The sequence below is a fragment of the Polaribacter irgensii 23-P genome (genome assembly GCF_000153225.1).
Lineage (GTDB): Bacteria > Bacteroidota > Bacteroidia > Flavobacteriales > Flavobacteriaceae > Polaribacter > Polaribacter irgensii.
This window is the reverse complement of the sequence record NZ_CH724148.1, coordinates 754,933-771,326: the sequence shown is the minus strand read 5'-3', so window position 1 is coordinate 771,326 and position 16,394 is coordinate 754,933. Positions and strand designations below refer to the sequence as shown.

15 protein-coding genes are annotated in these 16,394 nt (G+C 34.2%); 4 read left to right on the top strand and 11 right to left on the bottom strand.

Annotation, left to right across the window (positions count from 1 at the left end; genetic code table 11):
* Positions 1–9: 9 nt before the first annotated feature.
* From PI23P_RS03405 to PI23P_RS03395, 3 genes are all read right to left on the bottom strand, one after another.
* On the bottom strand, positions 10–3,531 hold the full coding sequence (locus PI23P_RS03405) for a TonB-dependent receptor (protein ID WP_004569335.1): 3,522 nt from the start codon (positions 3,529–3,531) through the stop codon (positions 10–12).
* A gap of 60 nt (positions 3,532–3,591) precedes the next feature.
* The gene (locus PI23P_RS03400; protein WP_004569334.1) at positions 3,592–4,773 is read right to left on the bottom strand and encodes a FecR family protein; all 1,182 of its coding nucleotides are present in this window, start codon (positions 4,771–4,773) and stop codon (positions 3,592–3,594) included.
* Between the two features lie 523 nt (positions 4,774–5,296).
* Positions 5,297–5,851, bottom strand: a complete 555-nt coding sequence (locus tag PI23P_RS03395) for an RNA polymerase sigma-70 factor (protein ID WP_238299969.1) — start codon at positions 5,849–5,851, stop codon at positions 5,297–5,299.
* A 617-nt stretch (positions 5,852–6,468) separates the two neighbouring features.
* On the opposite strand from PI23P_RS03395, the gene PI23P_RS03390 reads away from it, so the two are divergent.
* Entirely contained in the window at positions 6,469–6,735 is a 267-nt protein-coding gene (locus tag PI23P_RS03390) for a hypothetical protein (RefSeq protein ID WP_004569331.1), read from the top strand.
* Positions 6,736–6,791: 56 nt separating this feature from the next.
* Here PI23P_RS03390 and tyrS read toward each other — a convergent pair whose 3' ends face one another.
* Positions 6,792–8,084, bottom strand: coding sequence for a tyrosine--tRNA ligase (gene tyrS, locus PI23P_RS03385; RefSeq protein ID WP_004569330.1), 1,293 nt, complete (start codon positions 8,082–8,084; stop codon positions 6,792–6,794).
* Positions 8,085–8,146: 62 nt separating this feature from the next.
* On the opposite strand from tyrS, the gene PI23P_RS03380 reads away from it, so the two are divergent.
* The gene (locus PI23P_RS03380; RefSeq protein ID WP_004569329.1) at positions 8,147–9,145 is read left to right on the top strand and encodes an NAD-dependent epimerase/dehydratase family protein; all 999 of its coding nucleotides are present in this window, start codon (positions 8,147–8,149) and stop codon (positions 9,143–9,145) included.
* Between the two features lie 5 nt (positions 9,146–9,150).
* Here the strand turns inward: PI23P_RS03380 and PI23P_RS03375 are convergent, their stop codons facing one another.
* Genes PI23P_RS03375 through PI23P_RS03360 form a run of 4 tightly spaced genes read right to left on the bottom strand, consistent with a single transcriptional unit; the run spans position 9,151 to position 12,106 of the window.
* Positions 9,151–9,567, bottom strand: a complete 417-nt coding sequence (locus PI23P_RS03375) for a DUF4296 domain-containing protein (protein ID WP_004569328.1) — start codon at positions 9,565–9,567, stop codon at positions 9,151–9,153.
* A 1-nt stretch (position 9,568) separates the two neighbouring features.
* The gene (locus PI23P_RS03370) at positions 9,569–10,909 is read right to left on the bottom strand and encodes a dihydroorotase (RefSeq protein ID WP_004569327.1); all 1,341 of its coding nucleotides are present in this window, start codon (positions 10,907–10,909) and stop codon (positions 9,569–9,571) included.
* 6 nt (positions 10,910–10,915) lie between these two features.
* Positions 10,916–11,377: a GNAT family N-acetyltransferase gene (locus tag PI23P_RS03365; RefSeq protein WP_004569326.1), complete on the bottom strand. Its 462-nt coding sequence runs from the start codon at positions 11,375–11,377 to the stop codon at positions 10,916–10,918.
* A gap of 6 nt (positions 11,378–11,383) precedes the next feature.
* Positions 11,384–12,106, bottom strand: a complete 723-nt coding sequence (locus PI23P_RS03360) for a polyprenol monophosphomannose synthase (RefSeq protein ID WP_004569325.1) — start codon at positions 12,104–12,106, stop codon at positions 11,384–11,386.
* 129 nt (positions 12,107–12,235) lie between these two features.
* On the opposite strand from PI23P_RS03360, the gene PI23P_RS03355 reads away from it, so the two are divergent.
* The gene (locus PI23P_RS03355; protein ID WP_238300039.1) at positions 12,236–12,829 is read left to right on the top strand and encodes a DUF4271 domain-containing protein; all 594 of its coding nucleotides are present in this window, start codon (positions 12,236–12,238) and stop codon (positions 12,827–12,829) included.
* Between the two features lie 18 nt (positions 12,830–12,847).
* Positions 12,848–13,594 (top strand): uroporphyrinogen-III synthase, encoded by a 747-nt coding sequence (locus PI23P_RS03350; protein ID WP_004569323.1) that lies wholly within the window; start codon positions 12,848–12,850, stop codon positions 13,592–13,594.
* Between the two features lie 102 nt (positions 13,595–13,696).
* Here the strand turns inward: PI23P_RS03350 and radA are convergent, their stop codons facing one another.
* From radA to panD, 3 genes are read right to left on the bottom strand one after another with little or no spacing between them, the layout of a single operon-like run.
* Positions 13,697–15,058 (bottom strand): DNA repair protein RadA, encoded by a 1,362-nt coding sequence (gene radA, locus PI23P_RS03345; protein WP_004569322.1) that lies wholly within the window; start codon positions 15,056–15,058, stop codon positions 13,697–13,699.
* Between the two features lie 33 nt (positions 15,059–15,091).
* Positions 15,092–16,063 carry a lysylphosphatidylglycerol synthase transmembrane domain-containing protein gene (locus PI23P_RS03340; protein WP_004569321.1) on the bottom strand — a complete coding sequence of 324 codons (972 nt, stop codon included), beginning with the start codon at positions 16,061–16,063 and terminating at the stop codon, positions 15,092–15,094.
* A complete protein-coding gene (gene panD, locus PI23P_RS03335) occupies positions 16,038–16,388 on the bottom strand; it encodes an aspartate 1-decarboxylase (RefSeq protein WP_004569320.1) in 351 nt (116 codons plus the stop codon). Before panD ends, PI23P_RS03340 begins: the two co-directional genes overlap by 26 nt.
* Between the last annotated feature and the right edge of the window lie 6 nt (positions 16,389–16,394).

Sequence of the window (16,394 nt, the reverse complement as noted above, 5' to 3'; positions counted from 1 at the left end):
TGTTTTGAATTAAAAGTTAAGGTTTATACCAAATACAATAGTTTTATTTAATGGATAAGCGCCATAATCTTCACCGGGAGTTAGACCTCCTGAGATATTGCTTACTTCGGGATTGTACCCTAGATAATCAGTGAATGTAAACAGGTTGTTTCCAGTTATATACAGCCTTAATTTATCTATACGTCCATTTAGAATTTTATTTTCTGGAAAAGTATATCCAAAAGTTATATTTCTAAGTCTAATAAATGATCCGTCTTCAACTTGATAAGAGGAAGGTCTGTTATTATTACCGTGTTTTCCAGTCTCTCTGTCGGCTCTAGGAATAATGCCATTCCCAGGATTTTCTTCAGACTTCCACCTGTTGTTCCACATGGCATAAGAATTAAAGTTAGCTTCTCCGTTTCCTAAGTGTCTTCTGGTAAGGTTTAGTATTTCATTTCCTTCAACCCCTTGAATAATAAAGCTTAGATCTACTCCTTTATAGCTAAAGTTATTGGTAATACCCCAGGTAAAGTCTGGAAAATAACTACCTGTAACGGTTCTATCTGCTGCTGTAATTTGCCCATCTCCGTTAACGTCTTTAAACTTAAGGTCTCCAGGTGCTGGATTTGGAGCTTGTGTATCTACTGGTGCATTGGTAATATCGGTTTGATTTTGATAAATTCCGTCTACTACATAACCATAATAACTACCGATCTCACTTCCCACTCTAGTAATATGCCTTTCGCCGGCTCCACCTTTTGAAATTATAGGTTCATTTTGAGCATTTAAAGACATCACTTCGTTTTTATTTGCAGAAAGATTAAGGTCAGTACTCCAAGAAAATTCATTCACAAAATTTCGAGATCTCAATGCTATTTCAAATCCTTCATTTTTTACTTCACCTAAATTTTGTAACACTGTATTAAAACCAGACACAGCTGTTAAACTTACGTTTAATAGTAAATCTGAGGTAATTGTTTTATAGTAATCTGCGATGAAGAACAAACGGTTATTAAATAACCCTAGCTCAACACCAATGTTTGTTTGCGCAGATTTTTCCCAAGTAAGTTTTGGATTTGGAATGGTTGTTTGTAATAGTCCATTTGCTTCGCTTCCGTTAAAGTTATAGTTTGAGGGGCTTAGCAGACCAACAGATCCATAGTTTGGAATTTCAAAATTTCCAGTTTCACCCCAACTTAAACGGACCTTTAGCTCTGAGATAGCATCTATTTTTTCCATAAATCCTTCTTTGTGTAAGCGCCACCCTAATGAGAAAGATGGAAAATATCCAGTTTGGTTGTCATCGCCGAAACGAGACGACTTATCAGTTCTCATCGTTCCTGTAAAAAGGTATTTATCTTTATAACTGTAAGTTCCTCTTACAAACGCAGAAGCTAAAGACCATTCTTCTTCAACTGAAGTTCCAGCAAATACTTGCCCTCCACTTAGCGTTGTAACCTGGTCGTCTGGAAAATTATTTGCAGAAACTTGTGAAATATTTATTTTATCTTTTTGAAAAGAATATCCAGTAACTGCATTCAAATAATGATCGCCTTTTTCAAATTCATAATTTAAGGTATTTTCCCATAAATAATTTACACTCGTAGAAGCAGACGCCTGTCCGAAAGATTCGCCATTAGTTGCGTTTCTATAAAGCAGTGAATTAGCACGGTAAAAATCACGGTTAAATATATTTATATAAGAACCTCCAAATGTTTTAAAATCCAATCCTGGAATTATTTCATAGGTAAGCCCCAAAGAGGCTTGGTTTTGAAATTGAAATAATTGGTCGTCAATGGCGTCTGAAATAGCTAAGGGGTTACTTGCAGTCGTAGTACCTCCACCAAGATGAGATTGATTGTTGGTTTGATTGGGCATTCCTTCTGAATTATAGGGCTTTACAATTGGAGAATGAACCAACGCAGAATAAATGATTCCTGGAGGTCTTGCAAAATAAGGTGCATTTGCAGGTTGCTTTTGATTATTTGTTAATGTAGGAGCTAATCGTAAGTCTAACTTTAATTTTTCAGTTAGCTCAGAATTTATTGTAGTTAATAACGTAAATCTCTCATATTCTGATTTTGCAATGATTCCTTCTTGATTAAAATAACCTCCTGAAATATAAAAACTTGTTTTCTCTTTTATAGGAGAGGCATAAGAAAAGTTATAACTGCGCATGGTTGCTTCTCTAAAGATTAAATCTTGCCAATCGGTGTCTGTTCCATCCCAATTTAAGTAGGATTCAGGCAATTCATAATTTGTATTACCTCTGTCTCCTGGACCTATGGGATTATTAATAGATGCGCCGGGTACTGAAGAAAGATAATTATTGTTTCGTGCATCACGTGCATAACTTATCAATTCTTCAGAATTCATTAAATCAATTTTATTGGTGACATTTTGTATTCCGTAAAAAGAGTTGAATGAAAATACTCCTGTATCTTTAGATGTGCCTCTTTTGGTTGTTACTATTACCACCCCGTTTGCTCCTCTAGAACCGTAAATAGCAGCAGCGGATGCGTCTTTTAGTATTTCAATAGAAGCGATGTCATTTGGGTTTATAGTAGCAAGGGGATTTGAAGAAGGTTGCTGAAAGCGTCCAACTCTTCTTGATAATTCTCCTTGTGCACTTACACTTGTGGAACCTTTAGAAATGGGAATGCCATCAACAACAAATAAAGGGTCATTTCCTGCAGAAATTGAACCAGTACCACGGATGCGTATTTGTGGGCTTGCTCCTGGCTCTCCTGTTGTTTCTTGAACTTGAACACCAGCTACTTGTCCAACAATAGCATTTTCGATACTAACTACTGGAAGGGCTGCAATTTGATTTGAGCTAATTGAAGATACAGATCCGGTCACTCTCTTTTTAGCTAACTTTCCATATCCGACCACTATGACAATTTCATTTAGTACATTCTTATCTGGATTTAGCTTAACCACAATATTTTCGCTAGAAAAAGGAATTTCTTGTGTTTTGTAACCCGTGTAGGATATAATTAAAATGTCTGTTTTATTTTCTAATGTAATTTGAAACAAACCGTCAAAATCAGAGACCACTCCTTTTTTAGAGCCTTTGATTAAAATGCTTGCTCCCGGAAGGGGCTGATTATTTTCATTTAATACTTTTCCAGAAATTTTAAAACCTTGTTTTGTCGTTCCATCTTTGCCGTTGGTTTTTTTTAAAGCTGCTAAAGAATTATTTGGATTCGTTACAATTATTTGTGTTGAGACAATTTTAAAGGCATAGTTTAAATTTGAAAATAATTTTAACAATGCTACTTTAATATACTCGTCTTTTACGTCTATACTTACTTTCGAATTGAGATCTATTTGAGACTGTTCGTAGAAAAAATTATATTCTGTTTGTGATGAAATGGCTTCAAAAATTTTTGTTAAAGTTGTGTTTTCTAACTTTAATGTAATTTTTTGATCCTTATCGTTTCCGTAAGTAAAGCTGTTTACCATAAGAAGTAGCGCAGCAATGACGAAAACTTTTATTTTTTTTCGAAATTTCTTTTCATTTTGTTGGAATAGATTTTTTTTCATTTTGCTCAGGTTTTAGGGTTAATCAATTTAAAAATTCGTTTTAGAGATTGAAAGTGATTTTTACATGTCAATTTTTTTTTTAATGGTAATTTTATTTCCTTTTATTGTGTAATAAAAGCTTGTGTGATTACTTAAGGTCAGTAATATTTCATTTATATTTTTTGTTTTAAAGACTCCTGTATACGAGTGCGTGTAGAGATTCGCATAGCTATTTCTTATTTCAACATCAAATTGTCGTTCTAGCTTTTGAAAAATACTAGCAATGTTCTCATTGTCGAATATTAAAAGACCTGACTTCCAAGAGATGTAGGGTTTGACATTCACTTTTTCAATCTTGAGAATGTTTGAAACCCCGCCTTTAGATGCTTTTTGTGAAGGTTTAATAATGAGATATTCAGTATTGGATGTTTTTGTCTCTTTCACTTCTTTAACCCCTACGCTTCCTTCCACAAGAACTACTTCTGTCGTAGCATCCGTCTTATAAGCAGATACATTAAATTCAGTTCCGTAGACTCTTGTATTGAGTGTTTCTGTTTTTACGATAAATGGAATATTTTTATTTTTAGCCACTTTAAAATAGCCTTCTCCTTTGAGAAAAACCTCTCGTTTAGCAGCTCCATTAAAATGAGCAGGATAGGTAAGTACAGATCCAGCATTTAAATAAACATAGGTTCCATCGCTTAGGACAACGTCAAACGTCTTTCCATAAGGCACAGTAAGTGTATTTTCAGATGCCAATTGATTTTCGCTGTTTGTATTATCAGTATACTTTAAAATATTTTTTTGAATGGTTCCTATTTTTTCTCCATTTCTATTTGTGATAACTTGTATCCCATCATTCTCAATTAGTTGTGCGTTGTTGTCTCCAGTTATTTTTAAAATGATACCAGAGGTATTGAGTACAGAGAAGGCGTGTTTTGTTTTATTATACTCGCTTATTGCATAGGTTGTTGTAAGTAATAAACCGATAAAAACGGCTGCGTATTTTAGCCAATTATTAAGAAGTTTTTTGCGTTTATTCTTAGAAGAATTGATTGCTTTAATCTTATCAAAAAGTAAATCAGTGCCTTCTTCTGAGTTAAAAGTCTTAAATTTAATAGCGAGTAAAAGGTCCGTTTTCACAGCAGCTTTGAAATCTTGTTTATCTTTTTCAAGCCATTTTAAAAATGGTTTTGTTTTAGCCTCAGAATTGTTTGAGACTAAAGAACTATTCTTTTCTTTTTTATTAAAATCTTGGGTCATTTTTAATTAAGGCTTTTGTTTTTTATAAAGACGTAGATTTTTCTAAACACCCCCAACATTTTTCTTTTTATTTTGTTGAATTTGTTAAATTTTAAAACAGGACACATATGTGAATATATTCAAACTACTATAAATCAATTCATTGAGGTGTTTAAATAATTTTTAATAAAAATGTATTCCTACAATAAAAAAGAGTGAATATTACTTTAAAGATATAAATGAGACTATTTTAAATTTTTAAAAGCTTCGGGCGTTCACTATTTTTTGAGGTAGACTTCGCAATAAGCCAGTGTTTTGAAGAGAATTTAAGTTTTATAAATGAAGGGTACGATTCTACTAATCTGTATTGAGATATAAGTAGGCTTTGGGGGATGCGTGGACTTTAGAGAATTTTCACTTTTATTTAAAGTGGCAAAATAGGCGCATCCGAGAACTTTCTTTTAAAGGAGAAAGACAAAGGGGTGATGAGGTTTTTTTTAAAGCACACGTATTCGTAATTATTTAAAAATTATAAACACACAGTTTAGGAGGATTGGGTTACTTTTTTTCTAATTTTTTTTAAAGCGATAGAGATCTGTCTCTCTACAGTTTTTATAGAAATATTTAATTTGTGTGCGATCTCTTTATACTTCAGCCCCTCTTTTTTAGCGAGGATAAAAATATTTTTACATTTTTTTGGCAATAGCTCTATTTCTTGAGCAATAAGTAAGTGCATTTGCTCTATCTCTTCCGGAGAGGTTTCAATATATTCTAATAATGCTTCTTGTTTTAAGTGTTGTAATAGATTCTCTTGTTTTTTTTCTTTTCTTTTGGAGTCAATAAAATAGTTGTAAATCGCTTTTAGAAGGTACCCTTTTAGAGAAGTATTAATATCTAAAATTTTTCTTTTTTCCCAAATTTTTACAAGGGTAAGTTGTACAATATCTTTTGCTATTTCGTCGCTTCCAGAGAGTATGGATGCATAGTTGCACAGTTCTGAGTAGTATAGTTTATAAAGATGCCTGTAGGCCGCTTCCCTTCCTTTCTTTAGTTCTGATATAAAGAAGGCTTCCACACAGTAATCATGTTTTTTTTCCAAACGATTAAAATCAGTTAACAAAATTAGATACAAGTTTATGAAAATCATCAGGAATTAACAAGTTTTCTAAGGGAAAACCTAAAAGGCATATTTTATTTTGATTATCCTTCATTTTTTAGAAGTTAAGAATAATAAAACGTTTTTAATTGGTACTTCCTTTGTCTTTTTAAATTTGCAAGATGTACAGCAATTTAACTTAAAAAAGAGAAGAGGTATTGAGGTCATTGGTGAGAACGACGTGAAAAAGTACACAGCATTTTACAAGCGGTAGTTGTGGTTTTTGACATTCATTCAAAATACAGCAAGGGCATTGTTAATTGTGCTGTCTTTAAAATGGAGAGGTGTTTTTAACACGCGTCCATGGATAAAAATTTCAGCAAGAGATAGGTAAGATGCTTTGACTATTAATTCTCTGGCGAAGAACGTTGGAATAAGTAGCATTGATTCGGTATCTTATAATTCTTGTTCTCTTATTGCCTTCCAAGGTACAGGAAAGGTGCTTGAAAATGCAACGTTTGAAGTACCCAGCCGTTTTAATAACTCAGGGATGAGAGGTTGTGCTTTGACGTTTTTGTAAGGTTTCCAGTTTTTATTTATCAAACAAAAAAGACAGCTTAATGAAAAATTTTGTAACAATTTTATTGATGGCTATTTCCATTCCCTTTCTTGCTCAAGAATATAAATTGAAGCAAGGATATCTTGCTGAGGGGTATATTGTCGCATCTTATTTTTTGGTAAAGCGGCAGAAGGAGATAAAAAAGATAGTGCTGAATTTAATAATATCAACGTTGAGTTTGCATCCAAATAAAAAATTAAAAACTTTTAAAGGTGTGCCTAAAAAACAGATTCTTGCTTTAAAAGTGTTCTTATTACTTCTAAATTAAACAAAAAAAGAGCTCAATAGTTTCAGCTCTTTTTTATGTTTTATTTGAGGTATAAGCTAGGCGACAACCAATAAGTAGTAGGTCTTTTTACCACGTTGCAATAAGACGTATTTATTTGCAATTAAGTCTTCTTTAGAAATCGTATAATTTTCTTTGATTTTTTCTTTATTTACAGAAATAGCATTTTCTTTTAAAGCCCTTCTTGCATCTCCATTAGAGTCTAGGAAGCTTGTTTGTGCGGCCAAAGCGCCAATCATATCCAAACCCTCTTCGATCGCAGCAAGAGATACCGTTGCTTGCGGTACGCCGTCAAAAACATCTAGAAAAGTCTGCTCATCCAATGCTTTTAAATCAGCAGCAGTAGACTTTCCAAATAAGATATTAGAAGCGGCAATCGCTTTTTCGTATGCTTCTTTTCCGTGCACTAGCAGCGTAACCTCTTCTCCTAGGCGCTTTTGTAAAACACGCATGTGCTGTGCTTCACTATGCTCTGCAATTAAAGATTCAACTGTTTTTTGATCTAAAAAAGTAAATATTCTGATGTATTTTTCAGCGTCTTCATCCGAAGTATTTAACCAATATTGATAAAATTTATAAGCAGAGGTTCTCTTTGCATCCAACCAAACATTTCCACCTTCAGATTTTCCGAATTTAGAACCGTCAGATTTTGTAATCAAAGGACAGGTAATTGCATAGCCTTTTCCTCCAGCAATTCTGCGGATCAACTCTGTTCCTGTTGTAATATTCCCCCATTGATCAGAACCACCCATTTGAAGGGTTGTTGCATTTTCTCTAAATAAATGCAAAAAGTCGTATCCCTGCACCATTTGGTAGGTAAACTCTGTGAAAGACATTCCTTCTTTAGACTCTGAACTAATTCTGTTTTTTACAGAATCTTTTGCCATCATATAATTTACACTGATGTGTTTTCCAACATCCCGAATAAACTCTAAGAAAGAGATTTCTTTCATCCAATCGTAGTTATTTACTAAAAGCGCGGCATTTTCTGTTTTCGATTTAAAGTCTAAAAAGTTGCCCAACTGTGCTTTTACACATTCTTGGTTGTGGCGTAAGGTTTTTTCATCTAATAAATTGCGCTCAGAAGATTTTCCAGAGGGATCCCCAATCATACCAGTAGCACCGCCAACTAAAGCAATGGGCTTGTGGCCACATCTTTGGAAGTGTGCTAGGAGCATTATGGGTACTAAGTTTCCAATATGTAATGAATCTGCCGTTGGATCAAAACCAACATATGCACTTCGCATTTCCTCAAGTAAGTGTTCTTCAGTACCTGGCATGCTATCATTTAACATTCCTCTCCACTGCAATTCTTCAATAAAATTCTTCATGGTATTCTGTTTATCAGGCTGCAAATATAACTTTATCACTTAAAATATACTAAATTCGCTCTATGATTTTAGTTACCGGAGGAACAGGATTGGTAGGAGCACACTTGTTGTATCATTTGATAATAAATAAGGAAGAAATTCGAGCTATTTATCGTTCTGAGGAAAAAATAGAACTGGTAAAAAAAGTTTTTTCTTATTATACTGACGATCTTTCTTTAATCGAAAAAATTAGTTGGTTTAAAGCCGATATTACAGATGTTCCTTCCATGATTCCAGCCTTTGTTGGGGTTGAAAAAGTATACCATTGCGCTGCCTTTATTTCTTTTAATCCAAGGGATTATGTTGAAATGAGAAAAGTAAATATTCATGGAACTGCAATTATTGTCAACCTCTCTATCGATGCAAAAATAAAAAAGTTATGTTTTGTGGGTTCGATTGCTGCAATTGGAGATGCCCCTAATGGTGTGTTAATCACAGAAGAAAATGAATGGAATAAGGACTTGGACAATAGTGGTTATTCCATAACAAAGTTCGGTGCAGAAATGGAGGTTTGGCGCGCTAGTCAAGAACAAGTAGAGGTGGTTATCGTAAATCCAGGAGTGATTTTGGGCGCTGGATTTTGGGCGACGGGTTCTGGGAAATTATTTCATCAAGTGCATCACGGGTTTAAATATTATACAGCGGGAATTACTGGTTATGTAGGTGTAAAGGATGTTGTAAGTCTTATGATTTTGTTGATGAATTCTGATGTTAAAAATGAGCGCTTCATTTTAGTTTCAGAAAATAAAACATACAAAGAGCTTTTCTTTTTAATAGCAGACACCTTTGGGAAAAAAAGACCTGCGATACGAATAAAACCTTGGCAAACAGAGTTGTTATGGCGCTTTTCAGCTGCAATGGCAAGATTCACAAGTAAAGCGCCTCTACTAGGCAAATATGCTGCAAAAAGTGCACATGAAATTTCGGAATATTCTTCACAAAAAGTTATTAAAACAACGTCTTTTAAATTTGAAAAAATTGAGGAGGTTGTCAAAGATGTTTGCAGTAGCTATAGAAAGTAACGTTTTTATTTTTTTATTTTTAAACGATCTAATTTATTTTTCTTTTCAGTATCGGTAATCGCTTCTTTAAGCGAGTCTGCGTTTTTTTTAATTTTTTGAAAGGCATTTTTTCTAGACTTTAATTTTGCTGCAGCATTTTTTAAAATCTCTTGATATTGATCGACGGTAGACATGTAGTAATAATTACTCGCATTAAAACGCGTGCTGTCAATTTTAAACTTTTCGTAAACCAAAGGCATGTAATTAATATTTTTTTGTAGCTTTTTGTTTTTCAAGAACTTTGCACTAGAAGCAATGACCATTTCTTGAAGTAAGAGGCTCATCGTGTCACGAGGTATTAAATTCTTTGGTTTCTCAAAAATTGTATTGCTTGTACAAGAGACAAAAAACAGGAAAATGAAGAGGCCGCTAATTGTTTTCATATTATCTGTTAAACGTGATTCTTTTCCCTTTGATATCGTTGTTAAAAATGCCGTTGTTGTAGATTAAGTTTCCATTCACAAACGTATGCGTTATCGTTGACGAAAAGGTAGTTCCTTCAAATGGTGACCAGCCGCATTTGTATAGTATATTGTCTTTAGAAACCGTTTGAGATTGGTTGGGATCAATCAGTACTAAATCGGCAAAATAACCCTCCTTTATAAATCCACGTCTTTCAATTTGGAATAATTTAGCAGGATTGTGGCTCATTTTTTCAACCGCTTTTTCAATAGGAATGACGCCTTCTTTTACCTTTTCTAAAAGTGCAACAATTGCGTGTTGCACCATCGGTCCGCCACTAGGCGCTTTGGTATAGATATTATTTTTTTCTTCTATCGTATGGGGTGCATGGTCTGTTGCCAATACATCGATTCTATCATCTAACAAGGCTTTCCACAAACCTTGCCTGTCGTCTTCCGTTTTCACAGCTGGATTCCATTTAATAAGCGTTCCTTTCTTATCGTAATCTTTGTCGGAAAACCAAAGGTGGTGAATGCAAACCTCCGACGTAATTTGCTTTTCTTCAAGAGGAATGTCATTTCTAAACAAATGAGTTTCTTTTTCTGTTGATAAATGAAAAACATGCAGCCTAGCACCCGTTTTTTTAGCCAATTCAATCGCTTTTGAGGAGGACAAATAACAGGCCTCTACACTTCTAATAAAGGGATGATATTTCATAGGGATGTCATCACCATATTTTTCTTTATAAATGGCAGTATTCTTTTTTATGGTTGCTTCATCTTCACAATGTACAGAAATAATCATCTTTGTAGAAGCGAAAATTTTTTCCAAAATTTCTTCATTGTCCACCAACATATCTCCCGTCGATGAGCCTAGAAATAACTTAATTCCAGCTACTTTTTTGGGGTCTGTTTTTAAGAGTTCTTCTAAATTATCGTTAGTTCCACCAAACATAAAAGAGTAGTTGGCATAGGAGTCTTGTGCGGCAATTTTAAATTTGTCTTCTAACAGCTCTTGCGTTGTCGCTTGAGGAATTGTATTTGGCATTTCTATAAAGGTGGTAATTCCACCTGCAATTGCAGCTCTACTTTCGGTCGCAATGTTTGCTTTGTGCGTCAAGCCAGGTTCTCTAAAATGTACTTGATCATCTATAAATCCAGGGATTAAATAACTCCCTTTTGCATCTATGATTTCAACACCTTCCGGAGCCGTTATTTCCGAAGAAATAGTTCTTATAATTTCGTTTTCAATGAGAACATCGCCCTTAAAAATTTTATTTTCGTTGACGATTGTTGCACTTTTTATTAAGGTTGCTTTTGTCATTTTATTTTAAATATCAATTCTCATATTAACCAAACTCCTTTGGAACCCAAAACGTTCATAGGGCTTTATGGCGGCAGAATTATTACTGTATACGTCTAATCTTAATTCTTTTAAACCTTTTTCTGTGCCCCATTCTCTTAAGGACTCTAAAACGAAAGTGCTGACCTTCCTTCCTCTAAACGATGGTTTTACGAAGATAAACCCAACATATCCATGTTTGGGATTTTTGTGATACGTCTGGGATTTTTTTATTTTCAGATAACCGCAACCTACTAATTCTTCTCCTACTAAGGCTACTAAAAAATGCGTGTTTTTATCATTTATTAGTTGGGGAATATTGTAATAATACAGTGTGCCATCTCCTAAAAACGTATCCAAAGGTTTTTCTGCAGCAACCACTCCTTGCTCAAATTCTAAAAGTGTTTCGATGTCGCTGAGTTGTGTCGTTCTTAGAGAAATTTGATTCATTGTCTTTTATTTTGGCAGTCCTTTTAAGGTCATTTTTATCACACCAAACAAGGCTTCAGAAACAATATTTCCATTCATTTTTGAGGTGCCTAGATTTCTATCTGTAAAAACAACGGACACTTCTTTGATCTGAAATTTATGTTTCCATGCCTTAAATTTCATTTCAATTTGAAAGGCATATCCAACAAGTTTTACCTTGTCTAAGTTTATCGTTTCTAAAACACATCTCTTCCAGCAGACAAATCCAGCAGTGGTGTCGTAAATAGGAATTTGAGTTATAAAACGAACATATTTTGAAGCAAAATAGGAAAGTAACAATCGTTTAATATTCCAATTTATTACATTTACCTTGTTGTTTACATATCTAGATCCTATAGAAACTCCAATGCCTTCATTGTTACAAGCATTGTATAAGCGAACTAAGTCTTTAGGATCGTGTGAAAAATCGGCATCCATTTCTATAATGTACTCATAGCTTTTGCACAGCGCCCATTTAAAACCGTGAATGTAAGCAGTTCCTAAGCCTGTTTTATTCATTCTTTTTTCTAGAAAAAGCTGGGCTGGAAATTGTTCTATTAATTTCTCTACAATAGTAGCGGTTTTGTCAGGAGAATTATCATCAACAACTAAAATATGGAACTTCTTTTTTTGAGCAAAAACAGCAGTAATGATTGCCTCTATGTTCTCTTTTTCATTAAAGGTGGGTATGATAACAAGCGTATCTGACATAAATGAAATTTCATGAGGTAAGATGGCAAATATACATTTTTAAATTATTAGTTTTGTGTTAATATTTTCAAATTATATAAATTGCAAGCACTAGAAAAAATAGCGAACAGTACAAATTGGATTTCCATCGTGCTGCTTTTGCTTTTGGTATTGATTGCTGTTTTAAAAGTACTTGATTCAGAGAAATTAAAAGGCTACGTTTTTGCTGTTTTTAATAAAGGTTTTGCAGACGGTGAGTTAGGTAGAGATACTTCTTTTTTTAGTCTTTTTCACAATGTGCTTTTTGTCTTTTCGTCTTTAGTGTTAGCGTTTGTCATTAGTTTAATTACTGCACAAAACAAAGATGGTTTGGCAGTAAGTTTCTCTTATTACTTGACTATATCAGGAGTTGTTTTTTCATATCTATTAATTAAAAGACTGCTTGAAGTATCTTTTTCAAATCTTTTCCTTCTTAGAAAAAGATTGCGATTTTATATCGTCTCTAAATATAGTTCGCTATACTCTATCTGTTTTTTTCTACTTATTTTATTTATTGTTTGTCAATTTGGCCCACTGAGTGTTTCCTATTTGGTACCTATAATTATTGGCTTATTTCTTGTGAGATTTGTGCTTCATATACGCCATAATAAAAACCTGGTTTTTAATGAGTTATTTTATTTTATATTGTATCTTTGCGCCTTCGAAATAGCACCGCTATTAACTCTGTTTAAGTTGATGTTTTAAATTAAAAACCCCAAGCGTATGAAAGTGAAAACTATTTTAGTATCGCAACCTCCTCCAAAGACAGAAACCTCTCCTTACTTTGATTTGTCAGATAAACAGAAAGTAAAAATCGACTTTAGGTCTTTTATTCATGTAGAAGGTATTCCTGTAAAAGAAATTAGAAATCAAAAAGTTGATTTTAAAGAGTTCACTGCCATTATATTGACAAGTAGAAATGCAGTAGATTATTTTTTTAAAATTGCTGAAGAAATGCGTTTTAAAGTGCCGGATGATATGAAATATTTTTGTCAATCTGAGGCTGTTGCCTACTATTTGCAAAAGTATGTGGTGTATCGAAAGCGTAAAATCTATGTGGGAGCTAGAACTTTTATTGACCTAACAAAGTTAATTAAGAAACACAAGACAGAAAATTTCTTGTTACCTTCTTCGGACAAACTAAAACCTTTAGTTCCTGAGGAATTAAATGCATTAGGAGTAAAGTGGACGCGTCTCGATTTGTATCGCACTGTTGTGAGCGATTTGTCTGATTTAGAAGATGTTTTTTATGACGTATTGGTTTTTTTCAGTCCTTCAGGGATTGAGTCATTATTCCAAAACTTCCCAGGATTTAAGCAGAACAACACGAGAATTGCTGCTTTTGGAAACTCAACTGTAAATGCCGTTACAGAAGCGGGTTTAAAGTGTGATATTGAAGCACCATCCCCAGATACTCCGTCAATGACTATGGCCTTAGATAAATACATAAAAGCTGTAAATAAGAAATAGGATTGTACTCAAACGGATATAAATACAAAAACCAAGCAGTACTGCTTGGTTTTTGTATTTACATTAAAGGTTGAATTTAAGAGGTCCTTTTTTCACCCGTACTTAGGCAAATAGTGTTGCAAATGCCTCTTCAATTTTACCTACTAACACTAGCTTGATGCCATGGTTTTTAGAAGCTATTTTATTATATTTTGAAGCTACTAAGGTTTTATACCCTAGTTTTTCTGCCTCTAAAATTCGTTGGTCGATTTTAGAAACAGGTCTGATTTCTCCGGCCAATCCCACCTCCGCAGCGAAACAAACGTTGGGGTTAATAGCAATGTCTTGATTTGAGGACAAGATTGCAGCCACGACTGCTAAATCAATTGCGGGATCATCAACATTGATGCCTCCAGTAATATTTAAAAAAACATCTTTTGCACCTAATTTAAAGCCAGCACGTTTTTCTAAAACAGCCAAAATCATGTTGAGACGTTTTAGATTATAACCGGTTGTTGAGCGTTGTGGTGTGCCATAAACAGCAGTAGAAACCAAGGCCTGTATTTCTATCATTAATGGGCGTATACCCTCTAAGGTAGAAGCAATTGCAGTTCCACTTAAATCAGAATCTTTTTTAGAAATTAATATTTCAGATGGATTTGAAATTTCGCGGAGTCCAGTAGAGAGCATTTCATAAATACCCAGTTCCGATGTGGATCCAAATCTATTTTTTTGAGATCTTAAAATTCGATAGGTGTGGTTCCTGTCGCCTTCAAATTGTAAAACAACATCGACCATATGTTCTAGAATTTTTGGTCCAGCAATGTTTCCGTCTTTGTTAATGTGACCAATTAGCAATACTGGAGTAGCGGTTTCTTTTGCAAATTTTATGAGTTCTGCAGCCGTTTCTCTAATTTGAGAAATACTTCCAGGGGAGGCATCAATATTTTTGGTATGCAGTGTTTGTATCGAATCAATAACCAAAACTTCTGGCTCCGTTTCTTCTATGTTCTTAAAGATTTGTTGGGTGTTGGTTTCGGTAAGAATTAAACAATTAGAATTGTTTGCCTCCAATCTATCAGCTCTCATTTTTATTTGAGACTGACTTTCCTCACCAGAAACATACAGGACTTTTTGACGGATGTTTAAAGCTACTTGTAATAATAGCGTAGATTTTCCAATGCCAGGTTCTCCACCCAGAAGCGTTACAGATCCTTTTACCAAGCCTCCGCCTAACACAGTATCCAACTCTTTGTTGTTGGTAACAATTCTTTCTTCAGGGTTTAATTGGATATCTGCAATTTTTAGAGGTTTGTTTACCGTTTGTTTTGCAGTGGTTGATTGTTTCCAAATTCGTTTCTCTTCTTGCTGAATTATTTCTTCAACAATGGTATTCCATTCTTTACAAGCACTACATTGCCCAACCCATTTTGCATGTTGTGTGCCACAATTCTGACAGAAAAAAGTTGTTTTGGTTTTCGCCATCTTTAGTAGTTTTTTGTTTTTATAATTTTGAATTTACGTGTTCTTATTGTAAAGTGGGAGTAATAAAAATGCCAATCCCCCAAAAAGAACAATCATTGCCGTCTGGGCTGTCCACATAATCCAGCCAAAAGCGGTAGCTGTTTCCGTAGGAATATCAAACAATGCCAGTGCACTAGCCACAGCAATTGGATACAAACCAATCCCGCCGTTTGTGGCGGCAATGGAGAATCCACCTGCAATAAAACCGATTAAGATACCCCCTAAGGGAACGTGTAAACCTTCAATTGCGGGTATGGTTGCCCAAAACATGGCAACATACATTATCCAAATAAATACGGTGTGAAAAATGAAGGCCCACTTATTTTTCATTTTAAAGATGCTTGTAACACCTTCTATCAAACCAGCTACAAATGTTTTAATTTTTAACAAGAATCCTGATTTTGCTTTTTTTATAAAAGCATATGATGTAAAAAATCCAATTCCTAAGACAACAAGACTTACACTAATTTTTATGGGATTAAAATTGCGAATCAAAAGACCGTAAATAAAATCAAATTGAACAAAAAGCGTAATTATAACTACGCAAAGCATCATAATTAAATCTGCAATTCGCTCCGCTACAATGGTCCCAAATCCTTTTTCGAAAGGAATTTCTTCATAATTTGTCAAGACCAATGCTCTCGAAACCTCTCCTGCTCTAGGAATTGCTAAATTCACTAGGTACCCTACTAAAACGGCTAAAATACTATTCGTAAATTTTGGTTTAAATCCAAGAGGCGCCAACATAAACTTCCACCTATAAGCTCTTGATAAATGGCTTAAAATGCCAAAGAAAAGACCTAGAAAAATAAAACTATAGTTTGCTTCTTTGAAGAAAGTACCAAGCGTTTTTAGAGAGATGTCAGAGAGCGAGTACCAAACTAAAAAACCACCTAAAGTCAGTGGTAAAACTATTTTTAAAATCTTTTTAATATTCAATTTACGTGAGTGTATTGTCGTTTTCATTTGGGAAAACTAAGCATGGCTTGAACTTTTTGGCTTCTTCAAAATCCATGAAGCAGTATACGATTAAGATTAAAACATCTCCCTTTGCAACTTTTCTTGCCGCCGCCCCGTTTAGTGTAATTTCTCCACTTTTTCTCGGACCGGGGATTGCATAGGTTTCCAAACGCTCCCCATTATTATTATTAACGATCTGAACACGCTCTCCTTCGATTATATTCGCTGCATCCATTAAATCTTCATCTATGGTTATGCTTCCGATATAATTTAAATCAGCACCCGTAACTTTTACTCGGTGGATTTTAGATTTTACAACTTGAACTAACATTTTACA

What these genes read in the sequence shown, in the direction of transcription:
- PI23P_RS03405 (WP_004569335.1), bottom strand. Translation starts at nt 3,531, where the DNA reads ATGAAAAAAAATCTATTCCAACAAAATGAAAAGAAATTTCGAAAAAAA.
- PI23P_RS03400 (WP_004569334.1), bottom strand. Translation starts at nt 4,773, where the DNA reads ATGACCCAAGATTTTAATAAAAAAGAAAAGAATAGTTCTTTAGTCTCA.
- PI23P_RS03390 (WP_004569331.1), top strand. Translation starts at nt 6,469, where the DNA reads ATGAAAAATTTTGTAACAATTTTATTGATGGCTATTTCCATTCCCTTT.
- tyrS (WP_004569330.1), bottom strand. Translation starts at nt 8,084, where the DNA reads ATGAAGAATTTTATTGAAGAATTGCAGTGGAGAGGAATGTTAAATGAT.
- PI23P_RS03380 (WP_004569329.1), top strand. Translation starts at nt 8,147, where the DNA reads ATGATTTTAGTTACCGGAGGAACAGGATTGGTAGGAGCACACTTGTTG.
- PI23P_RS03375 (WP_004569328.1), bottom strand. Translation starts at nt 9,567, where the DNA reads ATGAAAACAATTAGCGGCCTCTTCATTTTCCTGTTTTTTGTCTCTTGT.
- PI23P_RS03370 (WP_004569327.1), bottom strand. Translation starts at nt 10,909, where the DNA reads ATGACAAAAGCAACCTTAATAAAAAGTGCAACAATCGTCAACGAAAAT.
- PI23P_RS03365 (WP_004569326.1), bottom strand. Translation starts at nt 11,377, where the DNA reads ATGAATCAAATTTCTCTAAGAACGACACAACTCAGCGACATCGAAACA.
- PI23P_RS03360 (WP_004569325.1), bottom strand. Translation starts at nt 12,106, where the DNA reads ATGTCAGATACGCTTGTTATCATACCCACCTTTAATGAAAAAGAGAAC.
- PI23P_RS03350 (WP_004569323.1), top strand. Translation starts at nt 12,848, where the DNA reads ATGAAAGTGAAAACTATTTTAGTATCGCAACCTCCTCCAAAGACAGAA.
- radA (WP_004569322.1), bottom strand. Translation starts at nt 15,058, where the DNA reads ATGGCGAAAACCAAAACAACTTTTTTCTGTCAGAATTGTGGCACACAA.
- PI23P_RS03340 (WP_004569321.1), bottom strand. Translation starts at nt 16,063, where the DNA reads ATGAAAACGACAATACACTCACGTAAATTGAATATTAAAAAGATTTTA.
- panD (WP_004569320.1), bottom strand. Translation starts at nt 16,388, where the DNA reads ATGTTAGTTCAAGTTGTAAAATCTAAAATCCACCGAGTAAAAGTTACG.